Source organism: Oceanobacillus phoenicis (genome assembly GCF_047238145.1).
Classification (GTDB): Bacteria; Bacillota; Bacilli; order Bacillales; family Amphibacillaceae; genus Oceanobacillus.
Genome location: NZ_JBDFME010000001.1, coordinates 56,680 through 74,630, shown reverse-complemented (window position 1 = coordinate 74,630; position 17,951 = coordinate 56,680). Strand labels below are relative to the sequence as shown.

Here is a 17,951-nt window from a genome sequence, read left to right as displayed (position 1 = left end):
AAAAAATGTGTAATGATACCTTCCATTGTAATTTTTAAACGAATTATGTAAGAATGTATGTAACTATAAAAGGAAAAGGTGAAGGTCAATGACAGTTCATATTGGTCTAGTTGAAGACGATACAAACATTCAAAATATCGTTTCTGCGTATTTAAAGAAAGAAGGATATCAAACTACAATTTTGGATAATGCGGAAGATGGTTGGAAGCTTTGGGAAAACAACCCACCTGATATGTGGATATTAGATATTATGTTACCTGGAATGGATGGATATGAATTCTGCAAAAAAATTCGTAATGAAAGTGATGTTCCTATTATAATTATTTCTGCAAAAGATGAAGAGATTGATAAAATACTTGGGCTAGAATTAGGTGGGGATGATTATCTAACGAAACCGTTTAGTCCTAGAGAACTGATAGCTAGAGTGAAAAGATTATTTAAACGTTCAACTTCTGGGCGCCAAGATGACATAGAAGAAGACCGTGTAAAAGTAGACCAGCTACTAGTATACAAAAATGAGCGTCGTGTATTTTTTGAAGGAGATGAATTTGAAACTACTTCGAAAGAGTACGATATGCTTCTTCTACTAGCAGAAAATCCAAACCGAGCATTTTCAAGAGAAGAACTGCTCATGAAAATTTGGGGTAATGATTATTTTGGTAGTGATCGTGCAGTTGATGATTTGATTAAACGAATCCGTAAAAAAATGGGCAATATTCCATTAGAGACCGTATGGGGATTTGGATATCGCTTAAGAAAAGATGAGGAATAGCAATGAAGCTTCAGTCACAATTAAACGCTGCTTTTACAGCATTGCTTCTAGTTATTTTGACAACGGCAGGCTATATTATTTATTCGTTAATATTAGATTTATTAATTCAAGATGAACAAAGACAGCTTGCTGAAACGGGTGAATTACTCGTAGGTTTTCTTAATGAACAATATAATGATGATGCTAGTAATTACCAAAATATAAATGACTTCTTACAAGAACAGGATTTACAGCTATTTTTGTATGATCGAAATTTAGATACAGTATTATTTTCTACAATGTCCATTTCTGTCGTAAATGAATTCTTTCAGCAAAATAATTTTGCCGATAATGATGAGTTTTTATGGCAATATGGTAATGATCGATTTGTTACATCACGTATCATATTCTCTCCAGAGCAGTCTGGATTAGAGCTTATTTTGTTGACACCAATGCATGACTTACAAGTGGTTCAGCAGAATTTCTTTGTGCGCCTATTATTGGTATTTCTAGTGGGAGCAGCAGCTGCTGTTATACTAAGTTATTTCATGACGAATAAACTTGTCACTCCATTATCTCAATTAAAAACAGAATTAAAAAAGGTGGAGAATCGTCAATTTGATCAAATGAGCAGAGTGAAAGCAACCGGAGAAATCAAAGAAGTAGAGCAAAGTGTATATGATATGGCACAAACACTGGAACAATATATGAAGTCGCAACAAACATTCTTCCAAAATGCGAGCCATGAACTCAAGACTCCTCTCATGACAATTCAAGGTTATGCAGAAGGAATTAAAGATGGAATTTTTGACGAAAATGACACCGAAAAAGGGTTAGAGGTAATGGTTACTGAGGTGAATCGTCTAAAAGGAATAATTAATGAGATGATACTCTTAGCTAAGTTGGATACAGAGCCAGCTGGTTATTCTCCATTTCCTTTAGATGCAGAACAATTTATTCATCAAGTTCTTGATCGTGCCCATCCCATCGTCAATGAAGAAGGAATAGAGCTAAATCATCAAGTGGAGAGTGGGGTTGTGATTTATGCTGATGAAGAGAAATTACTCCGAGCTTTACTCAATGTCGTATTCAATGGAATTCGCCATTCTAAATCGATTGTAAGTATTCAAGTATATGAAAAAGAGCAAAAGGTAATGATTGATGTAGAAGACGACGGGAATGGCATAACGAAAGAAGATGCGGAGCATATCTTCCATCGGTTTGTAAAAGGAAAAGATGGCGAGACAGGTCTTGGACTTGCAATAGCGCGTGCAATCATTGAACAAGCTGGAGGCAATATTTCTGTAACAAATTCTGAGGTTGGTGGAGCTAAATTCACTATTCAATTGCCTAAATATCAGCCTACAGTTGAAGACAAATAAAAGCCAAAGTAACTTTCCTATTTATTTGAATGTATGATATAATTAATTGGTTATTCATTTTGAAGATGATAGAGGAGCGTAAAATTTATGCAATTAAGAAATGATATACGCAATATCGCAATTATTGCGCACGTTGACCATGGTAAAACAACGCTTGTGGATCAACTATTAAAATATTCTGGAACTTTCCGAGACAATGAGCATGTCGATGAACGTGCGATGGACTCTGGAGATATAGAACGTGAACGTGGAATTACAATTTTAGCTAAAAATACAGCTGTTAAATATAAAGATACAACAATAAATATTTTAGATACACCAGGGCACGCTGACTTTGGTGGAGAAGTAGAACGTATCATGAAAATGGTAGATGGTGTTGCCTTAGTGGTAGATGCCTATGAAGGTACAATGCCACAGACACGCTTTGTGTTAAAGAAAGCATTGGAGCAAAAGTTAACGCCGATGGTAGTGCTTAATAAAATTGACCGTCCAAATGCACGCCCAGAAGAAGTTGTTGATGAAGTACTTGACTTATTTATTGAATTAGGAGCCGATGATGAACAATTAGAATTTCCAGTTGTATATGCATCAGCTATTAATGGAACTTCAGGATTAGAAGCAGAAGAACAAGAAGAAACAATGGATCCTGTTTTCCAAACGATTTTAGAACATATTCCAGCGCCGATTGATACGAAAGAAGAGCCTTTACAGTTCCAAGTAACCTTATTGGATTATAATGATTATGTAGGAAGAATAGGTGTAGGAAGAGTTGTTCGAGGAAGTATAAAAGTTGGCCAACAAGTGGTTGTCTTAAAACAAGATGGATCTCAGAAATCTTTCCGCGTTTCCAAGCTGTTTGGATTTATTGGATTAAAACGTATTGAAATTCAAGAAGCTGTAGCAGGTGATATCGTTGCACTTTCTGGTATGGAAGATTTAAACGTAGGAGAAACCGTATGTCCCGTGGAACATCCAGAGGCATTACCGTGGTTACGTATTGATGAACCAACATTACAAATGACTTTCTTAGTAAATAACAGTCCTTTTGCTGGGAAAGAAGGAAAATTCATTACTTCTCGTAAAATTGAAGAACGGTTGATGAAACAATTGGAGACAGATGTGAGTCTACGCGTAGATCCAACGGAATCACCAGATGTATGGACTGTTTCTGGACGAGGAGAACTCCACTTGTCTATTCTGATTGAGAACATGCGTCGTGAAGGTTATGAACTACAATTATCCAAACCAGAAGTAATTATTCGTGAAATTGACGGTGTGAAATGTGAGCCTGTAGAACGTGTGCAAGTAGATGTACCGGAAGAATATACGGGAGCAATCATGGAGTCTCTAGGTGAACGTAAAGGTGAAATGATTGACATGGTCAATCAAGGAAATGGTCAAGTCCGTATTGAATTTAAAGTGCCATCTCGTGGATTATTAGGATATACGACTGAATTCATGTCACAAACTCGTGGATACGGTATTTTAAATCATACGTTTGATGCTTACGAGCCACTAATTAAAGGTCAAGTTGGCGGACGACGTGAAGGGGTATTAGTTGCTCTTGAAAACGGAAAAGCATCTACTTACGGTATTATGAATCTAGAGGATCGTGGTGTAATTTTTGTATCACCAGGAACAGAAGTATATGCTGGTATGATTGTAGGAGAACATAATCGTGATAATGACTTAACGGTTAATATTACACGTGAAAAACATCTAACTAATGTTCGTTCAGCTACGAAAGATCAAACAGCAACAATCCGTAAGTCTAGAACATTATCTTTAGAGGAAGCACTCCAATATTTAAGTGATGATGAATATTGTGAAGTAACTCCTGATTCCATTCGATTAAGAAAGAAAATACTAAATAAAAATGAGAGAGAAAAAGCTGCAAAGCGTAAAGTATAATAAAAATGTAGTTGCTGTCTAATTAGTTTGTATACTAGTTAGACAGCTTTTTTATATTTTAATGAAAGAAAATTGTAATAAGAGGTTTTTTTCTAGCTTAAAATGGGTAAACAATTTAGTAATAGTTTTTTATAAATATCACAAATCTTACTATTGGAAATCTTATTTTATGAGGAGGATATAATGCGTATTAAATACGGTCTCTTATTCTGTTTCCTATTTATAACTGGATGTGCTGAACAATCCAATCCATCACCGGAGGAACCTTCAGATGATACAACTCCGAGTAATAAGCAACAAGTCATTGCATCTCAATTACAAACTCCTTGGGCAATTGCGCAGGTAGACGAGACAATTTATTTAACGGAGCGTCCTGGAAATATAGTCGAGATTTCAGAAAGTGGCGATTTAACAAGAAAGCCAGTGGAATTCATCGATGATTTAGCAGGAGAACCAGAATCTGGTCTTTTAGGTATCGCTTTTCCAAATGATTTTACATCTTCTAATAGAGCCTATATCTATTATTCCTATCATACCAATAACGGTAATTTCCAACGAATTACGACAATATCAGAACAAGAAGATTCATGGGTAGAAGAAGAAATATTGCTAGATGAAATTCCAGGTGGTACATATCATCATGGTGGAAGAATCCAGTTTGGGCCAGATAATCTTTTATATATAACTGTGGGTGATGCTTCAGAACCAGAATTAGCACAAGATCTAGATAGCCTCGCAGGTAAAGTGTTACGGATGAATCCGGATGGTTCCATACCTGAAAATAATCCATTTGATAATTCCTATGTGTATAGCTATGGACATAGAAATCCACAAGGACTGGCTTGGAATGAAAAGGGAGAATTATACGCAACAGAGCATGGCAATAGTGCCTTAGATGAAATTAATTTAATAGAACCTGGAAGCAATTATGGATGGCCTGTTATTGAAGGAGATGAAACAGAGGAAGATATGGTGAGCCCGATTATTCATTCTGGCGAAGATACGTGGGCTCCATCCGGAATGGAATTTGCTAATGATGTTCTATATTTTGCAACATTAAGAGGCGAAAGTGTTAAGTCATATAATCCTGGAGATAATGAAGTAGAAACAATCTTTGAGGGTGAAGGAAGAATTCGAGATGTTAAATATGGAAATAATGGTTTATATATAATCACAAATAACACAGATGGTAGAGGCGATCCATCAAATAATGATGATCGGTTAATATGGATCCCATTGGAAGATTAGTGCAAAATTCAATGATTCGTATCATAAAATTATTTAACCTATAATATAATAAGGAATTTTAAAGGGGGAAGAAAAATTGGAACTTGATAGTAGAAAAAGAATGCATTTACTAGAGCAAGCTTTAAATTATACACGTGTAGGAATTATCGTTACTGATCCTTCTATCGAGGACAATCCAATAATTATTGCTAACAAGGGATTTTTAGAGCTAACTGGTTATGAGGAACACGAAATAATTGGTAAGAATTGCAGATTCTTACAAGGTAAAGATACGGATGAGCATAGTATTCAAATGCTTCGAAAAGCAATACACAATAAAGAGTCGATTACCATTCAACTATATAATTATAAGAAAGACGGAACAGGTTTTTGGAATGAACTAACTATCGATCATATGTGGAACGAGCAAGAAAAAAAATACTTTTTTGTTGGTGTGCAAAAAGATATCACCAATGAAAAGCAAAATGAATTACTGTATGAGAAGAGTTTAAAAGAGATTGAAAGTATCTCTACACCAATTGTTCCGATTATGAAAGATGTGTCTATTCTTCCGCTGATTGGAACGATGAATGATACAAGAATGGAAGCTCTAATAACCTCCCTCTCGAATTATTTAGAGAGTTCGGACCAACAATATTTAATTATTGATTTATCTGGTTTGTTTGAAATGGATACATATACGGTTTCTCGATTCTTAAAAATTCATCAATTTGTATCGATGATGGGAAAAGACTTACTTGTGGCAGGAATTCGACCAGATATGGCGATGAAGACTCTATCGATTCAGGATACTTGGAGTGGCATGCAAACATTTAAAGATGTAAAAATGGCAGTCGAGTTCATCAAACAACAAGAAGTAAATGCTAAATTATAGACGAGTCACCGAATGGAATTGTAAAGATTTCATTCGGTTTTTTTAGGTTTGATGAAAGCATTTGCAAAATATGTATATACAAGTTATACTGGTAGCGAATACCGGACTTGTATATACAAGTTTGTGTTATGAAAAAGGGGGGAGAATTCCTTGGAGCAAACAATTAGACAAGTAGTTTTGGCACCAATGAATGGAAAGCAAATTTCGATAGATAAAGTACCTGATCCTACATTTTCACAAAAAATGATGGGAGAAGGAGTTGCTATTGAACCAACAGAAGGTGAGGTTGTAGCTCCAGCTGATGGGGAGGTGACACTTACATTTCCTACCAAGCATGCTATTGGTATTACAACAAATAATGGTTTAGAAATATTAATTCATATTGGATTGGAAACTGTAAATTTAGAAGGACAAGGGTTTGAAGTACATGTATCAAAAGGCGATCGAGTAAAAGCGGGAGATAAGCTAGTTAGTTTTGACCTAGCGTTTATAGAAGAAAATGCAGCAAGTGCTATTACACCTATAATTATTACGAATAGTAATCTCGTACAAGAATGGAGTTTCTCAAAGGGTAAGAAGGTAGAGAAGGGAGTTTCGTCTCTATTTGAAGTGAGTATGAAAACAATCAAGAAAGAATCTTCTGCAAACAAACAAGAAGGTGGTTATGCTGAAGAAGCTAAAGCCATTGTGGAAGCAGTAGGTGGTCTTGATAATATTTATGCAGCAACCCATTGTGTTACACGATTACGTTTTGCATTGAAAGATGATGAATTAGTAGATCAGAAGAAGTTGGATGAGCTGGACATTGTTCAAGGAACATTTATGACAGGCGGACAGTATCAAGTTATTATTGGCCAAGGCACTGTAGATAAAGTGTATAAGTCGATGGTTAATAATGTTGGAATAAAAGAATCCTCAAAAGAAGAAGTAAAAGCAGCAGGAGGAAAAAAACAGAATGCATTACAGCGAGGTGTAAAAACGTTAGCTGATATATTTATCCCGATATTACCGGCTATTGTAACAGCGGGTCTATTAATGGGGATAAATAATTTACTCGCAAATGAAGGGGTCTTTTTTGATGAAGCTTCTGTTGTGCAAGTATATCCTTCTTGGGCTGGAATAGCCGATATGATTAATATCATTGCTAATACAGCTTTCACCTTTTTACCAGCATTGATTGGATGGTCAGCAGTGAAGCGATTTGGCGGAAATCCCCTTTTAGGAATTGTTCTTGGTTTAATATTGGTACATCCAGATCTGTTAAATGCACATTCCTATAGTAATGCATTAAGTAATGGAGACACTATTCCAACTTGGAATTTATTCGGATTAGAAATCGAAAAAATTGGTTATCAAGGTCAGGTTTTACCAGTTTTAGTAGCAGCTTGGGTATTAGCTAAAATTGAAATATGGTTAAAACGTAAAGTAATTGATTCATTACAACTACTGGTTGTTGCCCCGATTGCACTATTAATTACTGGTTTTCTTGCATTTACATTAATTGGACCCGTAACGTTTACAATTGGTGGGTGGATAACAGATGGTATTGTAACTATATTTGAAGCGGCTCCAATTATTGGAGGTATGATTTATGGAGCAATTTATGCACCATTGGTAATCACAGGAATGCATCACACATTTCTAGCGGTAGATTTACAATTAATTGGTTCAACAGGAACGACATTCTTATGGCCAATATTGGCATTATCTAATATTGCTCAAGGGGCCGCAGTATTCGCGATGATGTTTGCATTAAAAGATGAAAAATTAAAAGGACTCGCTGGTACGTCAGGGATTTCTGCTTGGTTAGGAATAACAGAACCAGCTATGTTTGGGGTCAACTTGCGCTTTAAGTACCCGTTTATTGCAGCAGTAATAGGAACTTCTATAGCAGGAGCTTTTATTACATTACAGAGTGTTCTTGCTACCGGAGTAGGAATTGGTGGTATGCCGGCATTTCTATCTATCGTTAATCAAATGTGGGGGGCTTTCTTTATCGGAGTGGCAATAGTTGTTATTATTCCATTCTTATTAACATATTTCTTTGCAATAAGAAAACAACGAACAAGTAATAAATAGGTTTAGGAGTGAATTCAAGATGACAGAGTCAGCATGGTGGCAAAAAGCGGTAGTATATCAAATTTATCCAAAGAGCTTTCAAGATACAACAGGGAATGGTATGGGAGATATACAAGGAATAATCTCCAGGCTTGATTATATAAAAAAACTTGGGGTAGATGTCATATGGTTAACACCTATTTATCAATCTCCACAAAATGATAATGGCTATGACATTAGTGATTATTACGTGATTGACCCAGCGTATGGAACAATGGAGGATTTTGAGCAATTATTAGAGGAAACACATACGCGTGGTATGAAATTAATTATGGATTTAGTCATTAACCATACATCCACCTCCCATGAGTGGTTTCAACAAGCAAAATCTTCTAAAGAAAATCCGTTCCGGAATTTCTATATTTGGAAGGATCCTGTAGAAGGTGCAGAACCATCAAATTGGAAGTCAAAATTTGGTGGTTCAGCTTGGGAATTGGATGTAAATACTGGACAGTATTATTTGCACTTATTTGATACTTCTCAGGCAGACCTTAATTGGGAAAATGAAGAAATGAAAAATAAACTGGTTGATATGATGGGGTATTGGGCGGAAAAAGGTATTGATGGATTTCGTTTAGATGTCATCAATCTTATTTCTAAAGATCAATCCTTTCCTAATGATGATATAGGAGATGGGAGGCGTTTTTATACAGATGGGCCAAGAGTTCATGAGTATTTGCATGAAATGAATCAGCGCGTATTTTCTAAATACAATATGCTTACTGTAGGGGAAATGTCTTCTACTTCATTAGAGGAGTGCATCCGTTATACAAGACCAGAAAGACAAGAATTAACAATGACATTCCAATTCCATCATTTGAAAGTAGATTATCCAGATGGACAAAAATGGTCGAAAGCTCCGTTTGATTTCTTAGAATTAAAGCGAATCCTATCTGAATGGCAAGTTGGGATGCATGAAGGAAGTGGATGGAACGCTTTATTCTGGTCCAATCATGATCAACCAAGGGTAGTATCGCGTTTTGGGGATGACAAAACGTATTGGAAAGAATCTGCAAAAATGCTAGCATCTACCTTGCATATGATGCAGGGTACTCCTTATATTTTTCAAGGTGAAGAAATAGGAATAACGAATCCATATTTTGAAAATATAGAGGATTACAGAGATGTTGAAAGTTTAAATGCGTTCAAAGAAATGAAAGAAGACGGCAAATCCTTGTCTGAGATTATGGAGATTTTGCAACAAAAATCTCGGGATAATGGTAGAACTCCTATGCAATGGTCTTCAGATAAACATGCTGATTTTACAACAGGGGAACCATGGATAAAACCTGTGTCGAATTATACTTCTATTAATGTAAACAATGCATTAAAAGATAGTGACTCGATTTTTAATCATTATCAAAAACTCATTAAACTACGTAAGAAATATGATATTATTACTTATGGTGATTATCAGCTATTATTAAAAGATCATCCATCTGTATTTGCTTATGAACGAAGGTGGATGAGTGAAAAAATACTAGTGGTGAGTAATTTCTTTGAAGAACCGATTACGGTCCGTCTCCCTATCGACAAAGAGGGTAAAATTGAAATCTTGATTTCAAATTATAAAGACGTAAAAGATTCTTTATCAGAATTGAACTTACGTCCTTATGAATCTATTGTTTATTTTATTAACTAAAGAGGTTTGAACATGCAGAATAAGTATATATCAATATATGAGGATCTCGTAAAGAAAATAAGGCAGAATATATGGCCAATTGATAGTCTCTTGCCATCTGAGAATGAACTAACAACACACTATGAGACGTCCAGAGAGACCATTCGCAAAGCGTTAAATTTACTTTCTCAAAATGGTTATATTCAGAAAGTAAGGGGAAAAGGATCTGTTGTATTAGATTATAATAAATTTACTTTTCCGGTGTCTGGAATTGAGAGTTTTACGGAGCTTATGGATAAATTACAACAGGAAAGCCATACCTATATTCATCAATTAGGATATACTCCAACGCAAAATAAAATCTACCGTACACTTAGTCCGGATAATCGGGATGCTGTATGGTACGTACATCGGGTTCGTGAAATTGCAGGAGAGAAAATTATCTTAGATAAAGATTATTTTAATGAAGCAATTATTCCAAAGCTTTCAGAGGAAATTTGCAGTAAATCCATTTATCAATATATTGAAGAAACATTAGGGATAAAAATAGGATTTGCACATAAAGAAGTAACTGTAGAAGAACCAACCGAAGAGGATAAGGCTGTATTAGACTTAACGGGATTTCATAATGTAGTTGTTATTCGAAGTCAAGTGTATTTAAATGATACTACTTTATTTCAATACACAGAGTCTCGACATCGACCTGATAAATTTCGTTTTGTGGACTTTGCTAGACGTATAAATTGATGCATTACTGAACTGCATGCTCACGCTATTTAAATTAAAAACGAACAATATATATGGATTTCTATTGCCAACTTAACAGAAAAGCAATGTCGATCCATTTTATTGTTCGTTTTTTTACTAATTTCATTATCCTCTTGAAATAGGCAGTGTACAACATCGGAATGAACCACCGGACTTAATAATTTCAGAGAAGTCTACTTCGATGACATCAAATCCTGCTTTCGAAAGTTCGTCATTTACACGCTTATTTTCTGGGAGGCTTATTATTTTCCCTTTTCCTATAGAAAGTACATTTGGTGCCATATGAAATTGTTCTTCCTCAGTTACTTCAATTAATTTATATTTTTCCTGAATTGTTTGGTAAGATTGACTATCCATCCCGTCTTTATAAATTAATGCATATCCATTTTCTAATACATTAAATATACAATCTAAATGTAAAATGTCATCACGCAATGCTACGGAATGTACCTCATTATTCGGTAAATAAGAGGTAAATTCTGCAATGGCTGTTTCCGAGGTTCTCTTACTTTGACCTATCCAAATATCTTTATTATCAACGATGACGTCTCCACCTTCTATGGAAGCGGATTTGATAGTAGTGAAGGGGATTCCTTCTGCTTGTAGCCACTCCTTGAGTACAAGACTTTCTTTTTTTCTAATGTCACGTTGCATATGTGAAACAAACAAATGATCATTAACTACAAACCCTATATCTCTAGTAAAAACTTGCTCATTTAAATGGGGGGTTGCCTCTAGTTGAATAACTTCAGCCCCATTTTTTATTAAGGCATTTATAAATTCATGATGTTGTGCCGTTGCTTTTTGGACATCGATATTATCGTCTGCATAATGTGTTTGGGTTTCATTGATGATTTCTTTAATTTTCATATATTTTGGGGGAACGGTGATGACCTTGTGTAAAGAATCATATTCATTTTTACAGTATATGTTGGAGATTGGTTCCATTGCCGTTGTATTCCTCATTCTTCATCCTCCAGTACTTAAACGTCAAACGTATTATAATTCCATTATAATCATTATTGCTTAATTATTGAAAAAAATCCATATTTCATGTAGTTTTTCTACTTTGCGGTATCAATTAGCATTATGATAAGAATAGTAATTCACATTATACAAGGGTCTTATTGAACGTGAGAACCTTATTTTGTTCCTTCCCCATTATGCTCCAGTATAAAACATTCTACTTTACCACAAATATAATCGTCCAAACCTTTTTTATAGTTGATTGATGTAATATAAATACAATTTATTAACATTATAAACGGATGACAAGAAATCGTGACAGGGTTCTAAAAGGTTGCGGTTTCCTGTGTATTTAAATAAAAAAGCAGTACAATTCGCAATTAATTGTACTGCTTTTTAGGGATAGAAATTTTTTACACTTGTTCTTTCCTACACTTCTTCATTTTTCTTATCTTGTTTTTTTTCATTTGGAATATATCTAGAATAGTATAATGCAAATACTAAACATATTAATGCTAAGCCCCATGCTACTATACCGCTCCAATAAACCTCTACTTTAGAGCCTATATAAATAATTACAGCACTAAGCAAAATCAAAATTAACGTATAGTATCTCTTCATGATCGATCATTCCCCCAGGTAAGGCACCTATATAATTATTATTTATATTTATTAGTATGTGTTTTTGTATGTCCTTATTATACCAAATGAACGTACCTTCTACATATTATTTGTATTTTTAATCCGTGATTTTCATAATAAGATATTTTGAATGAAATACGACTGAGACAGTCGTTATACATGTTATTAACTATACCATTAAATTTTGATGAATTTTATCAAAAAAGTATCGAAAATGGTATGATAAAAACTAGTGAGGGAGTGTTGCATTTGAGAATATTACATCGATTTTTTCCTATTACTACAATCGCTATATTTATCTTAGTATTCATTAGCTTCTTTGATAGTGAATCCATTGAAAAAAAGTATCATGTTCATGCCGGAAATACATCATTGGTACAGGAGAAAAATGTTCCAACTATAGAAAAAGAAATTACCTTATCCGCTGTAGGAGACGTACTGATTCATAGTCCGGTCTATGAAGATGCGAGAGTAGGTGACGGATTTGATTTTAATCCTATGTTCAAGCATGTTAAAACCTATCTTGATTCATCTACTGTGACGATAGCTAATCAAGAAACCATGATAGGTGGAGAAGCAATAGGGCTATCTTCTTATCCATCTTTTAATAGTCCATTTGAGGTTGGGGATGCTCTCAAAGAGAATGGGGTAGATATTGTTACGCTTGCCAATAATCATACACTAGATCGTGGTGAACGGGCTATAACTAATGCAATTGGACATTGGCAGACGATAGACATGCTGTATGAAGGTGCATATCAAAGTAAGGAAGATCAAGAAAAAATCAGAGTATTGGAAACCGAAGAAGGTATAACAATTGCTTCATTAGCTTATACATATGGTACGAATGGAATACCGGTTCCACACGGGAAAGAATACTTAGTCAACTTAATTGATCGTGAAAAAATGCAAAAAGATATTATCGAGGCAAAAAAAATAGCTGATGTGATTGTTCTTTCGCTTCATTTTGGGAATGAATATGAGCCGTATCCTAACCAATCGCAGAAAGACCTAGCCAAATTTGCTGCTGATCTAGGGGTGGATGTAATTATTGGACATCATCCGCATGTGTTACAACCAATCGACTGGGTGGAGGGCAAGGACGGACATCAGACTTTAGTTGCCTATTCACTTGGAAATTTTCTTTCCAATCAACAAAAGTATGATCAACGTGTTGGTGGGATATTTGGATTCTCTATAACGAAGCAGATCAAGGGAGACGAAGAAAAAGTAGAAGTTCATTCTCCAACATTTGTGCCAACTTATGTTCATTTTGAAAATGACTACACTAACTATAGGGTCATTCCAATGTTTCAATTATCGGATGACCAATTAAATAATGCTCAAGAAAAATATGAAGATACAAAACAACATATAAATCAATTTATAGACGAAGTGGATTTTCTAGAAAAATAATTAAGAGAGATCTTTATTGTATCGTTTCTGTTCATTTTGGTATGATTGATTTGTTCTAAATTGTTGGTAAAAAAAGAGGAGAAATTATGACATGGAATGGAAAAATATATATCGTGGTTTAGTTATGGGAGCAACCGATGTTGTCCCGGGTATTAGTGGTGGTACTATTGCAGTACTATTAGGTATTTACGATCAATTGATAGAAGCATTGAATGGAATTTTTAGTAAAGAATGGAAGAAGCATTTGAGTTTTTTAATTCCTCTAGGAATTGGGATGGTAACAGCAATATTCTTATTAGCTAGTGTAATTGAGTGGTTATTTGAACACCATCCACAGCAAACACAATTTTTCTTTTTAGGATTAATTTTAGGTGTGTTACCGTATTTATTTCACAAAGCTAACGCAAAAACGGACTTTACTGCCAAACATTACGTATACTTAATCATTGGATTTATCGTTGTGAGTATTATGGCATTCTTTAATCCGACGGAGGGACAAGTGATTGAGAATATGACTCCAGCGACTTATTTATTGTTGTTTGTGTCAGGGTTTATTGGCAGTAGTGCGATGATTATTCCTGGTATAAGCGGCTCTTTTATGTTGTTATTGCTAGGGGTGTATACTACGGTTATATCAGCAATTAGTAATTTATACTTTGATATAATAATCGTTACTGGGTTAGGAATTGCGATTGGTTTTATTGTCATGAGCAAAATTATTGCCTACTTTTTAAAGAATCACTATACTTCGACTTACGCAGTAATAATTGGACTGGTAATAGGAGCAGTAGTAGTTGTTTATCCAGGATTTTCAGATGGAACAATAGGATTAATCATTAGTGTGATCACGTTCGGGCTTGGCCTTTTTACAGCTTATATATTAGGTCGAGTAGAGTATAAATAATAATAGATTGGAGCGATAGTAATGAAAGCAATTGAAAGTGTTGATTCGTTTAATGAGATTATTGCGAGTGAACAACCGGTAATTATTAAGTTTTATGCTGATTGGTGTCCAGATTGCAAACGTATGGATATGTTTATCGATGGAGTAATCGAAGAGTTTAACAATTATGATTGGTATGAAGTGAATAGTGACGAAGTAGAAGGACTAGCAGAAAAATATGAAGTGATGGGAATTCCAAGTATGTTAATCTTTAAAAACGGTGAAAAAATTGCACATCAACATAGCGCATATACGAAATCACCGGAATCTGTGTCGGAATTTTTACATCAACAATTAGATTAAAATTAGATTAAAAAAGCGATCATTCTTTTAGAATGGTCGCTTTTTTGAGGATTCCTAGTTTATAATTAAGGAGAAAATTGCCTTAATTTATATTTAATGAAGGAAGGGATAGGATTCATGGCAGAACGTATATTAATTGTTGAAGATGAACAAAAAATTAGCAGAGTATTACAGTTAGAGCTTGAATACGAAGGTTATGAATCTGAGGTAGCTAGTAATGGAAAAGACGCGTTAGATAAAATTGAACAAGAAAACTGGGATCTGGTATTATTAGATATTATGATTCCCGAACTCAGTGGATTAGAAGTATTAAGGCGTGTCCGGCGAGCGGAAAATCAAACACCGATCATCTTATTAACTGCTCGTGATGAGGTGCATGATAAAGTGAGTGGTCTTGATTTAGGAGCAAATGATTACATAACAAAACCATTTCAAATTGAAGAACTACTCGCTCGCGTACGTGCACATTTACGAAAGGGAGTCCAAACTACAAATGATAACCAGAATCTGTCTGTAGCAGACCTGCAAGTGAATTTACATGCATATGAGGTAAAACGTAACGGTGGAAAAATTGAATTAACTCCTCGTGAATTTAATTTATTGGTATGTTTATTAAAGAATAAAAATATTGTTCTCACTCGAGAACAGCTAATTGAATCGGTATGGGGATACGATTATTTTGGAGATACGAATGTGGTAGACGTTTATATTCGTTATTTACGCCAAAAAATAGATAAAGACTTTGAGACACCGCTGATTCAAACAGTACGCGGGGTAGGTTATACCATTAAGGACGATAAACAATGATATTTCGAAAAATAATTAATCTATTTTCGTCTATGACATTACGAAAAAAAATTATCTTTTTCTCCACTATTTTTATGTTGATTTTAATATTAATTGTAAATACGGCAATCTATTTCTTGTTTTATCAATCAGCTTCAGAGGGAGAATTGGATCAGTTAACTACTCATGTGGATACCATGACTGAGGCAATTGGGGAAAATTCGTCTGTTTCTCAAGAAGAGATGAGTAATGTATTGAAAGCATATTTACCTACGAATGGAATGATTCGAGTTATAGATGAAAATGAGAAAGAGGTAGTTACTCAAAGAAAACCAAATCAAGACGAAAAGTTACCTATAGAGTATACAACAACGGAAAAAAGAGAAGTTATTTCTTTTAATCAAATGGATGTTGCAGTTGTTACGAAACCAATTATTTGGCAAAACGGAGAAATTGTTACCATTCAAGTCTCTGATCGTTTAATTCATATGAAAGAAACGATGCAAACATTAAGGTATGTGCTATTTTTCTCAAGTGCGATTATATTAATTCCAACTATTATTGCAAGTGTTCTTTTAAGTCGCTTTTTATTAAACCCGATTCAAAAATTAAAAGAGACGATGCAGACAAATATATCAAAGAGAGATTGGAAAAAGATAGATATTGAAAACAGGTCAAAAGATGAACTCTATGAAATGGAAGTAACATTTAATGAGATGATCGATTCGTTGAAAGAAAACTATGAGAAGCAGGAGATTTTTGTATCAAACGCATCTCATGAATTGAAAACGCCGATCCAGATTATAAAGAGCTATGCACAATTATTACGTCGTCGTGGTGAAGGTAATCCTGAATTACTGCAAGAATCTACGGAAGCCATCGATTCTGAAGCGGATCGAATGCAGAATTTAGTTGAGCAAATGTTAGCATTAGCCAAGAATCAACAGGAACAAGTTGTTGAAACAGTAGATATGAGAGAACTTCTGCAACAAGTTGCGGGGACATTCCAAAAAGCATATGCTCCAAGAGAGATTAATTTATTCGCGGATGAGAAAACACAGTATATGTGGCAAGGAAATCCTGATCAAATCAAACAAGTTATTTATATATTGTTAACAAATGCGCTAAAATACAGTGAAAAAGAAGTAAATATTCGCTTACAACACCAAAGTGATGAAATGATAGTATCTGTTCAAGACTTTGGAGAAGGATTGGCGGAGCAGGATCAGCAACATATATTTGAAAGGTTTTATCGAGTAGACCGTGCAAGAAACAGAGAAACTGGTGGTACGGGACTTGGTTTAGCAATCGCTAAGGTCATAGTGGATACCTATCAAGGAGAAATAACTGTCCAAAGTAAGCTAGGTGAAGGCTCGATATTCCATATTCATCTTCCTAACATGGACCAATAAGCTAACGGATTCTCATTAAATTCTAATCTTTTTATTAGTATTTTATGATGATTAGTATGATAAAGTTTGCATGTAGAGGTGAAGCATATGAATAAACGTACACTGCTTATCGGGGCAGTAGTAATATTAGTTGTTAGTTTGTTTTTTATTTATCGTACAGGAGCTTCTTCCAGTGAGCCAAAGCTATCCCAAGCCGAAATAAAAGAACTAGTGGAAGCACAGTATCCTGGGAATCAAAATGAACCAAATCTGCAATTAAAGGATGGCGAGCCTGTATATCAAGTGGAAGTACAGCAGGAAAATGGTAGTTACGAAGTGTTATTAGATGGGAACACAGGTAAGGTATTGGATATCTATCAAACAGAAGCTGAAAAAGCAGAGAATGTGAAGCCAGATGATAACAATAATACAACACCTGATGAAAATTCAAATAAAGGTAATAACCAAGATGGTCAACAGAATAATGATGATACAGATAAAGCTGATAAAGACGAACCATCATCTGAACAACGAAACAATGCGATCATCTCATCAGAAGAGGCAAAAGAAATTGCATTAAAACAGTTTTCTGGAACTGTAAGTGAACTTGAGCTAGATGAAGATGATGGAACAATGATTTATGAAATTGAAATAGTCGATGGCAGTAAAGAAGCAAATATTGAAATTAATGCGTACACGGGAAATGTTATCGTGATTGAAACTGAAGATGATGATGATTAAGCTACTAATGCATATTGGTAGCTTTTTTTATGGCTATATTAAATACCTTTCAATAAATTCTCATGAAATTCTAATCTTTATCAAAGAGTC

The 17,951-nt window shown here is 34.8% G+C and carries 16 protein-coding genes; 14 read left to right on the top strand and 2 right to left on the bottom strand.

Annotated features, from left to right (window positions below):
- Window positions 1–88 precede the first annotated feature (88 nt).
- The 8 genes from ABC346_RS00415 to treR all read left to right on the top strand — a co-directional run bounded on the left by ABC346_RS00415 (window position 89) and on the right by treR (window position 10,652).
- Complete coding sequence (locus tag ABC346_RS00415) at window positions 89–772, top strand: response regulator transcription factor (protein ID WP_413233010.1); 684 nt, start codon at window positions 89–91, stop codon at window positions 770–772.
- Window positions 773–774: 2 nt separating this feature from the next.
- Window positions 775–2,133, top strand: a complete 1,359-nt coding sequence (locus ABC346_RS00410) for a sensor histidine kinase (protein ID WP_413233009.1) — start codon at window positions 775–777, stop codon at window positions 2,131–2,133.
- 87 nt (window positions 2,134–2,220) lie between these two features.
- Window positions 2,221–4,044 carry a translational GTPase TypA gene (typA, locus tag ABC346_RS00405; protein WP_413233008.1) on the top strand — a complete coding sequence of 608 codons (1,824 nt, stop codon included), beginning with the start codon at window positions 2,221–2,223 and terminating at the stop codon, window positions 4,042–4,044.
- A gap of 183 nt (window positions 4,045–4,227) precedes the next feature.
- Window positions 4,228–5,292 (top strand): PQQ-dependent sugar dehydrogenase, encoded by a 1,065-nt coding sequence (locus tag ABC346_RS00400; RefSeq protein ID WP_413233007.1) that lies wholly within the window; start codon window positions 4,228–4,230, stop codon window positions 5,290–5,292.
- A gap of 76 nt (window positions 5,293–5,368) precedes the next feature.
- Window positions 5,369–6,166 carry a YtvA family blue-light photoreceptor gene (gene ytvA, locus ABC346_RS00395; RefSeq protein ID WP_413233006.1) on the top strand — a complete coding sequence of 266 codons (798 nt, stop codon included), beginning with the start codon at window positions 5,369–5,371 and terminating at the stop codon, window positions 6,164–6,166.
- Between the two features lie 186 nt (window positions 6,167–6,352).
- Window positions 6,353–8,245 (top strand): PTS system trehalose-specific EIIBC component, encoded by a 1,893-nt coding sequence (gene treP, locus ABC346_RS00390; protein ID WP_487247434.1) that lies wholly within the window; start codon window positions 6,353–6,355, stop codon window positions 8,243–8,245.
- 19 nt (window positions 8,246–8,264) lie between these two features.
- Entirely contained in the window at window positions 8,265–9,926 is a 1,662-nt protein-coding gene (treC, locus tag ABC346_RS00385; RefSeq protein ID WP_413233004.1) for an alpha,alpha-phosphotrehalase, read from the top strand.
- A gap of 12 nt (window positions 9,927–9,938) precedes the next feature.
- Window positions 9,939–10,652: a trehalose operon repressor gene (gene treR, locus ABC346_RS00380; protein WP_413233003.1), complete on the top strand. Its 714-nt coding sequence runs from the start codon at window positions 9,939–9,941 to the stop codon at window positions 10,650–10,652.
- Between the two features lie 126 nt (window positions 10,653–10,778).
- Here the strand turns inward: treR and ABC346_RS00375 are convergent, their stop codons facing one another.
- A complete protein-coding gene (locus ABC346_RS00375) occupies window positions 10,779–11,639 on the bottom strand; it encodes a dimethylarginine dimethylaminohydrolase family protein (protein WP_413233002.1) in 861 nt (286 codons plus the stop codon).
- 429 nt (window positions 11,640–12,068) lie between these two features.
- On the bottom strand, window positions 12,069–12,260 hold the full coding sequence (locus ABC346_RS00370; protein ID WP_413233001.1) for a hypothetical protein: 192 nt from the start codon (window positions 12,258–12,260) through the stop codon (window positions 12,069–12,071).
- 270 nt (window positions 12,261–12,530) lie between these two features.
- Here ABC346_RS00370 and ABC346_RS00365 point away from each other — a divergent pair, with 270 nt between their 5' ends.
- The 6 genes from ABC346_RS00365 to ABC346_RS00340 all read left to right on the top strand — a co-directional run bounded on the left by ABC346_RS00365 (window position 12,531) and on the right by ABC346_RS00340 (window position 17,861).
- Complete coding sequence (locus tag ABC346_RS00365; RefSeq protein ID WP_413233000.1) at window positions 12,531–13,697, top strand: CapA family protein; 1,167 nt, start codon at window positions 12,531–12,533, stop codon at window positions 13,695–13,697.
- Window positions 13,698–13,788: 91 nt separating this feature from the next.
- A complete protein-coding gene (locus tag ABC346_RS00360) occupies window positions 13,789–14,601 on the top strand; it encodes a DUF368 domain-containing protein (protein WP_413232999.1) in 813 nt (270 codons plus the stop codon).
- Window positions 14,602–14,622: 21 nt separating this feature from the next.
- Complete coding sequence (locus ABC346_RS00355; protein WP_413232998.1) at window positions 14,623–14,943, top strand: thioredoxin family protein; 321 nt, start codon at window positions 14,623–14,625, stop codon at window positions 14,941–14,943.
- Between the two features lie 117 nt (window positions 14,944–15,060).
- The gene (locus ABC346_RS00350; protein ID WP_413232997.1) at window positions 15,061–15,750 is read left to right on the top strand and encodes a response regulator transcription factor; all 690 of its coding nucleotides are present in this window, start codon (window positions 15,061–15,063) and stop codon (window positions 15,748–15,750) included.
- Entirely contained in the window at window positions 15,747–17,141 is a 1,395-nt protein-coding gene (locus ABC346_RS00345; RefSeq protein ID WP_413232996.1) for a HAMP domain-containing sensor histidine kinase, read from the top strand. Before ABC346_RS00350 ends, ABC346_RS00345 begins: the two co-directional genes overlap by 4 nt.
- A gap of 87 nt (window positions 17,142–17,228) precedes the next feature.
- Window positions 17,229–17,861 (top strand): PepSY domain-containing protein, encoded by a 633-nt coding sequence (locus ABC346_RS00340; protein ID WP_413232995.1) that lies wholly within the window; start codon window positions 17,229–17,231, stop codon window positions 17,859–17,861.
- The last annotated feature ends 90 nt before the right edge of the window (window positions 17,862–17,951 follow it).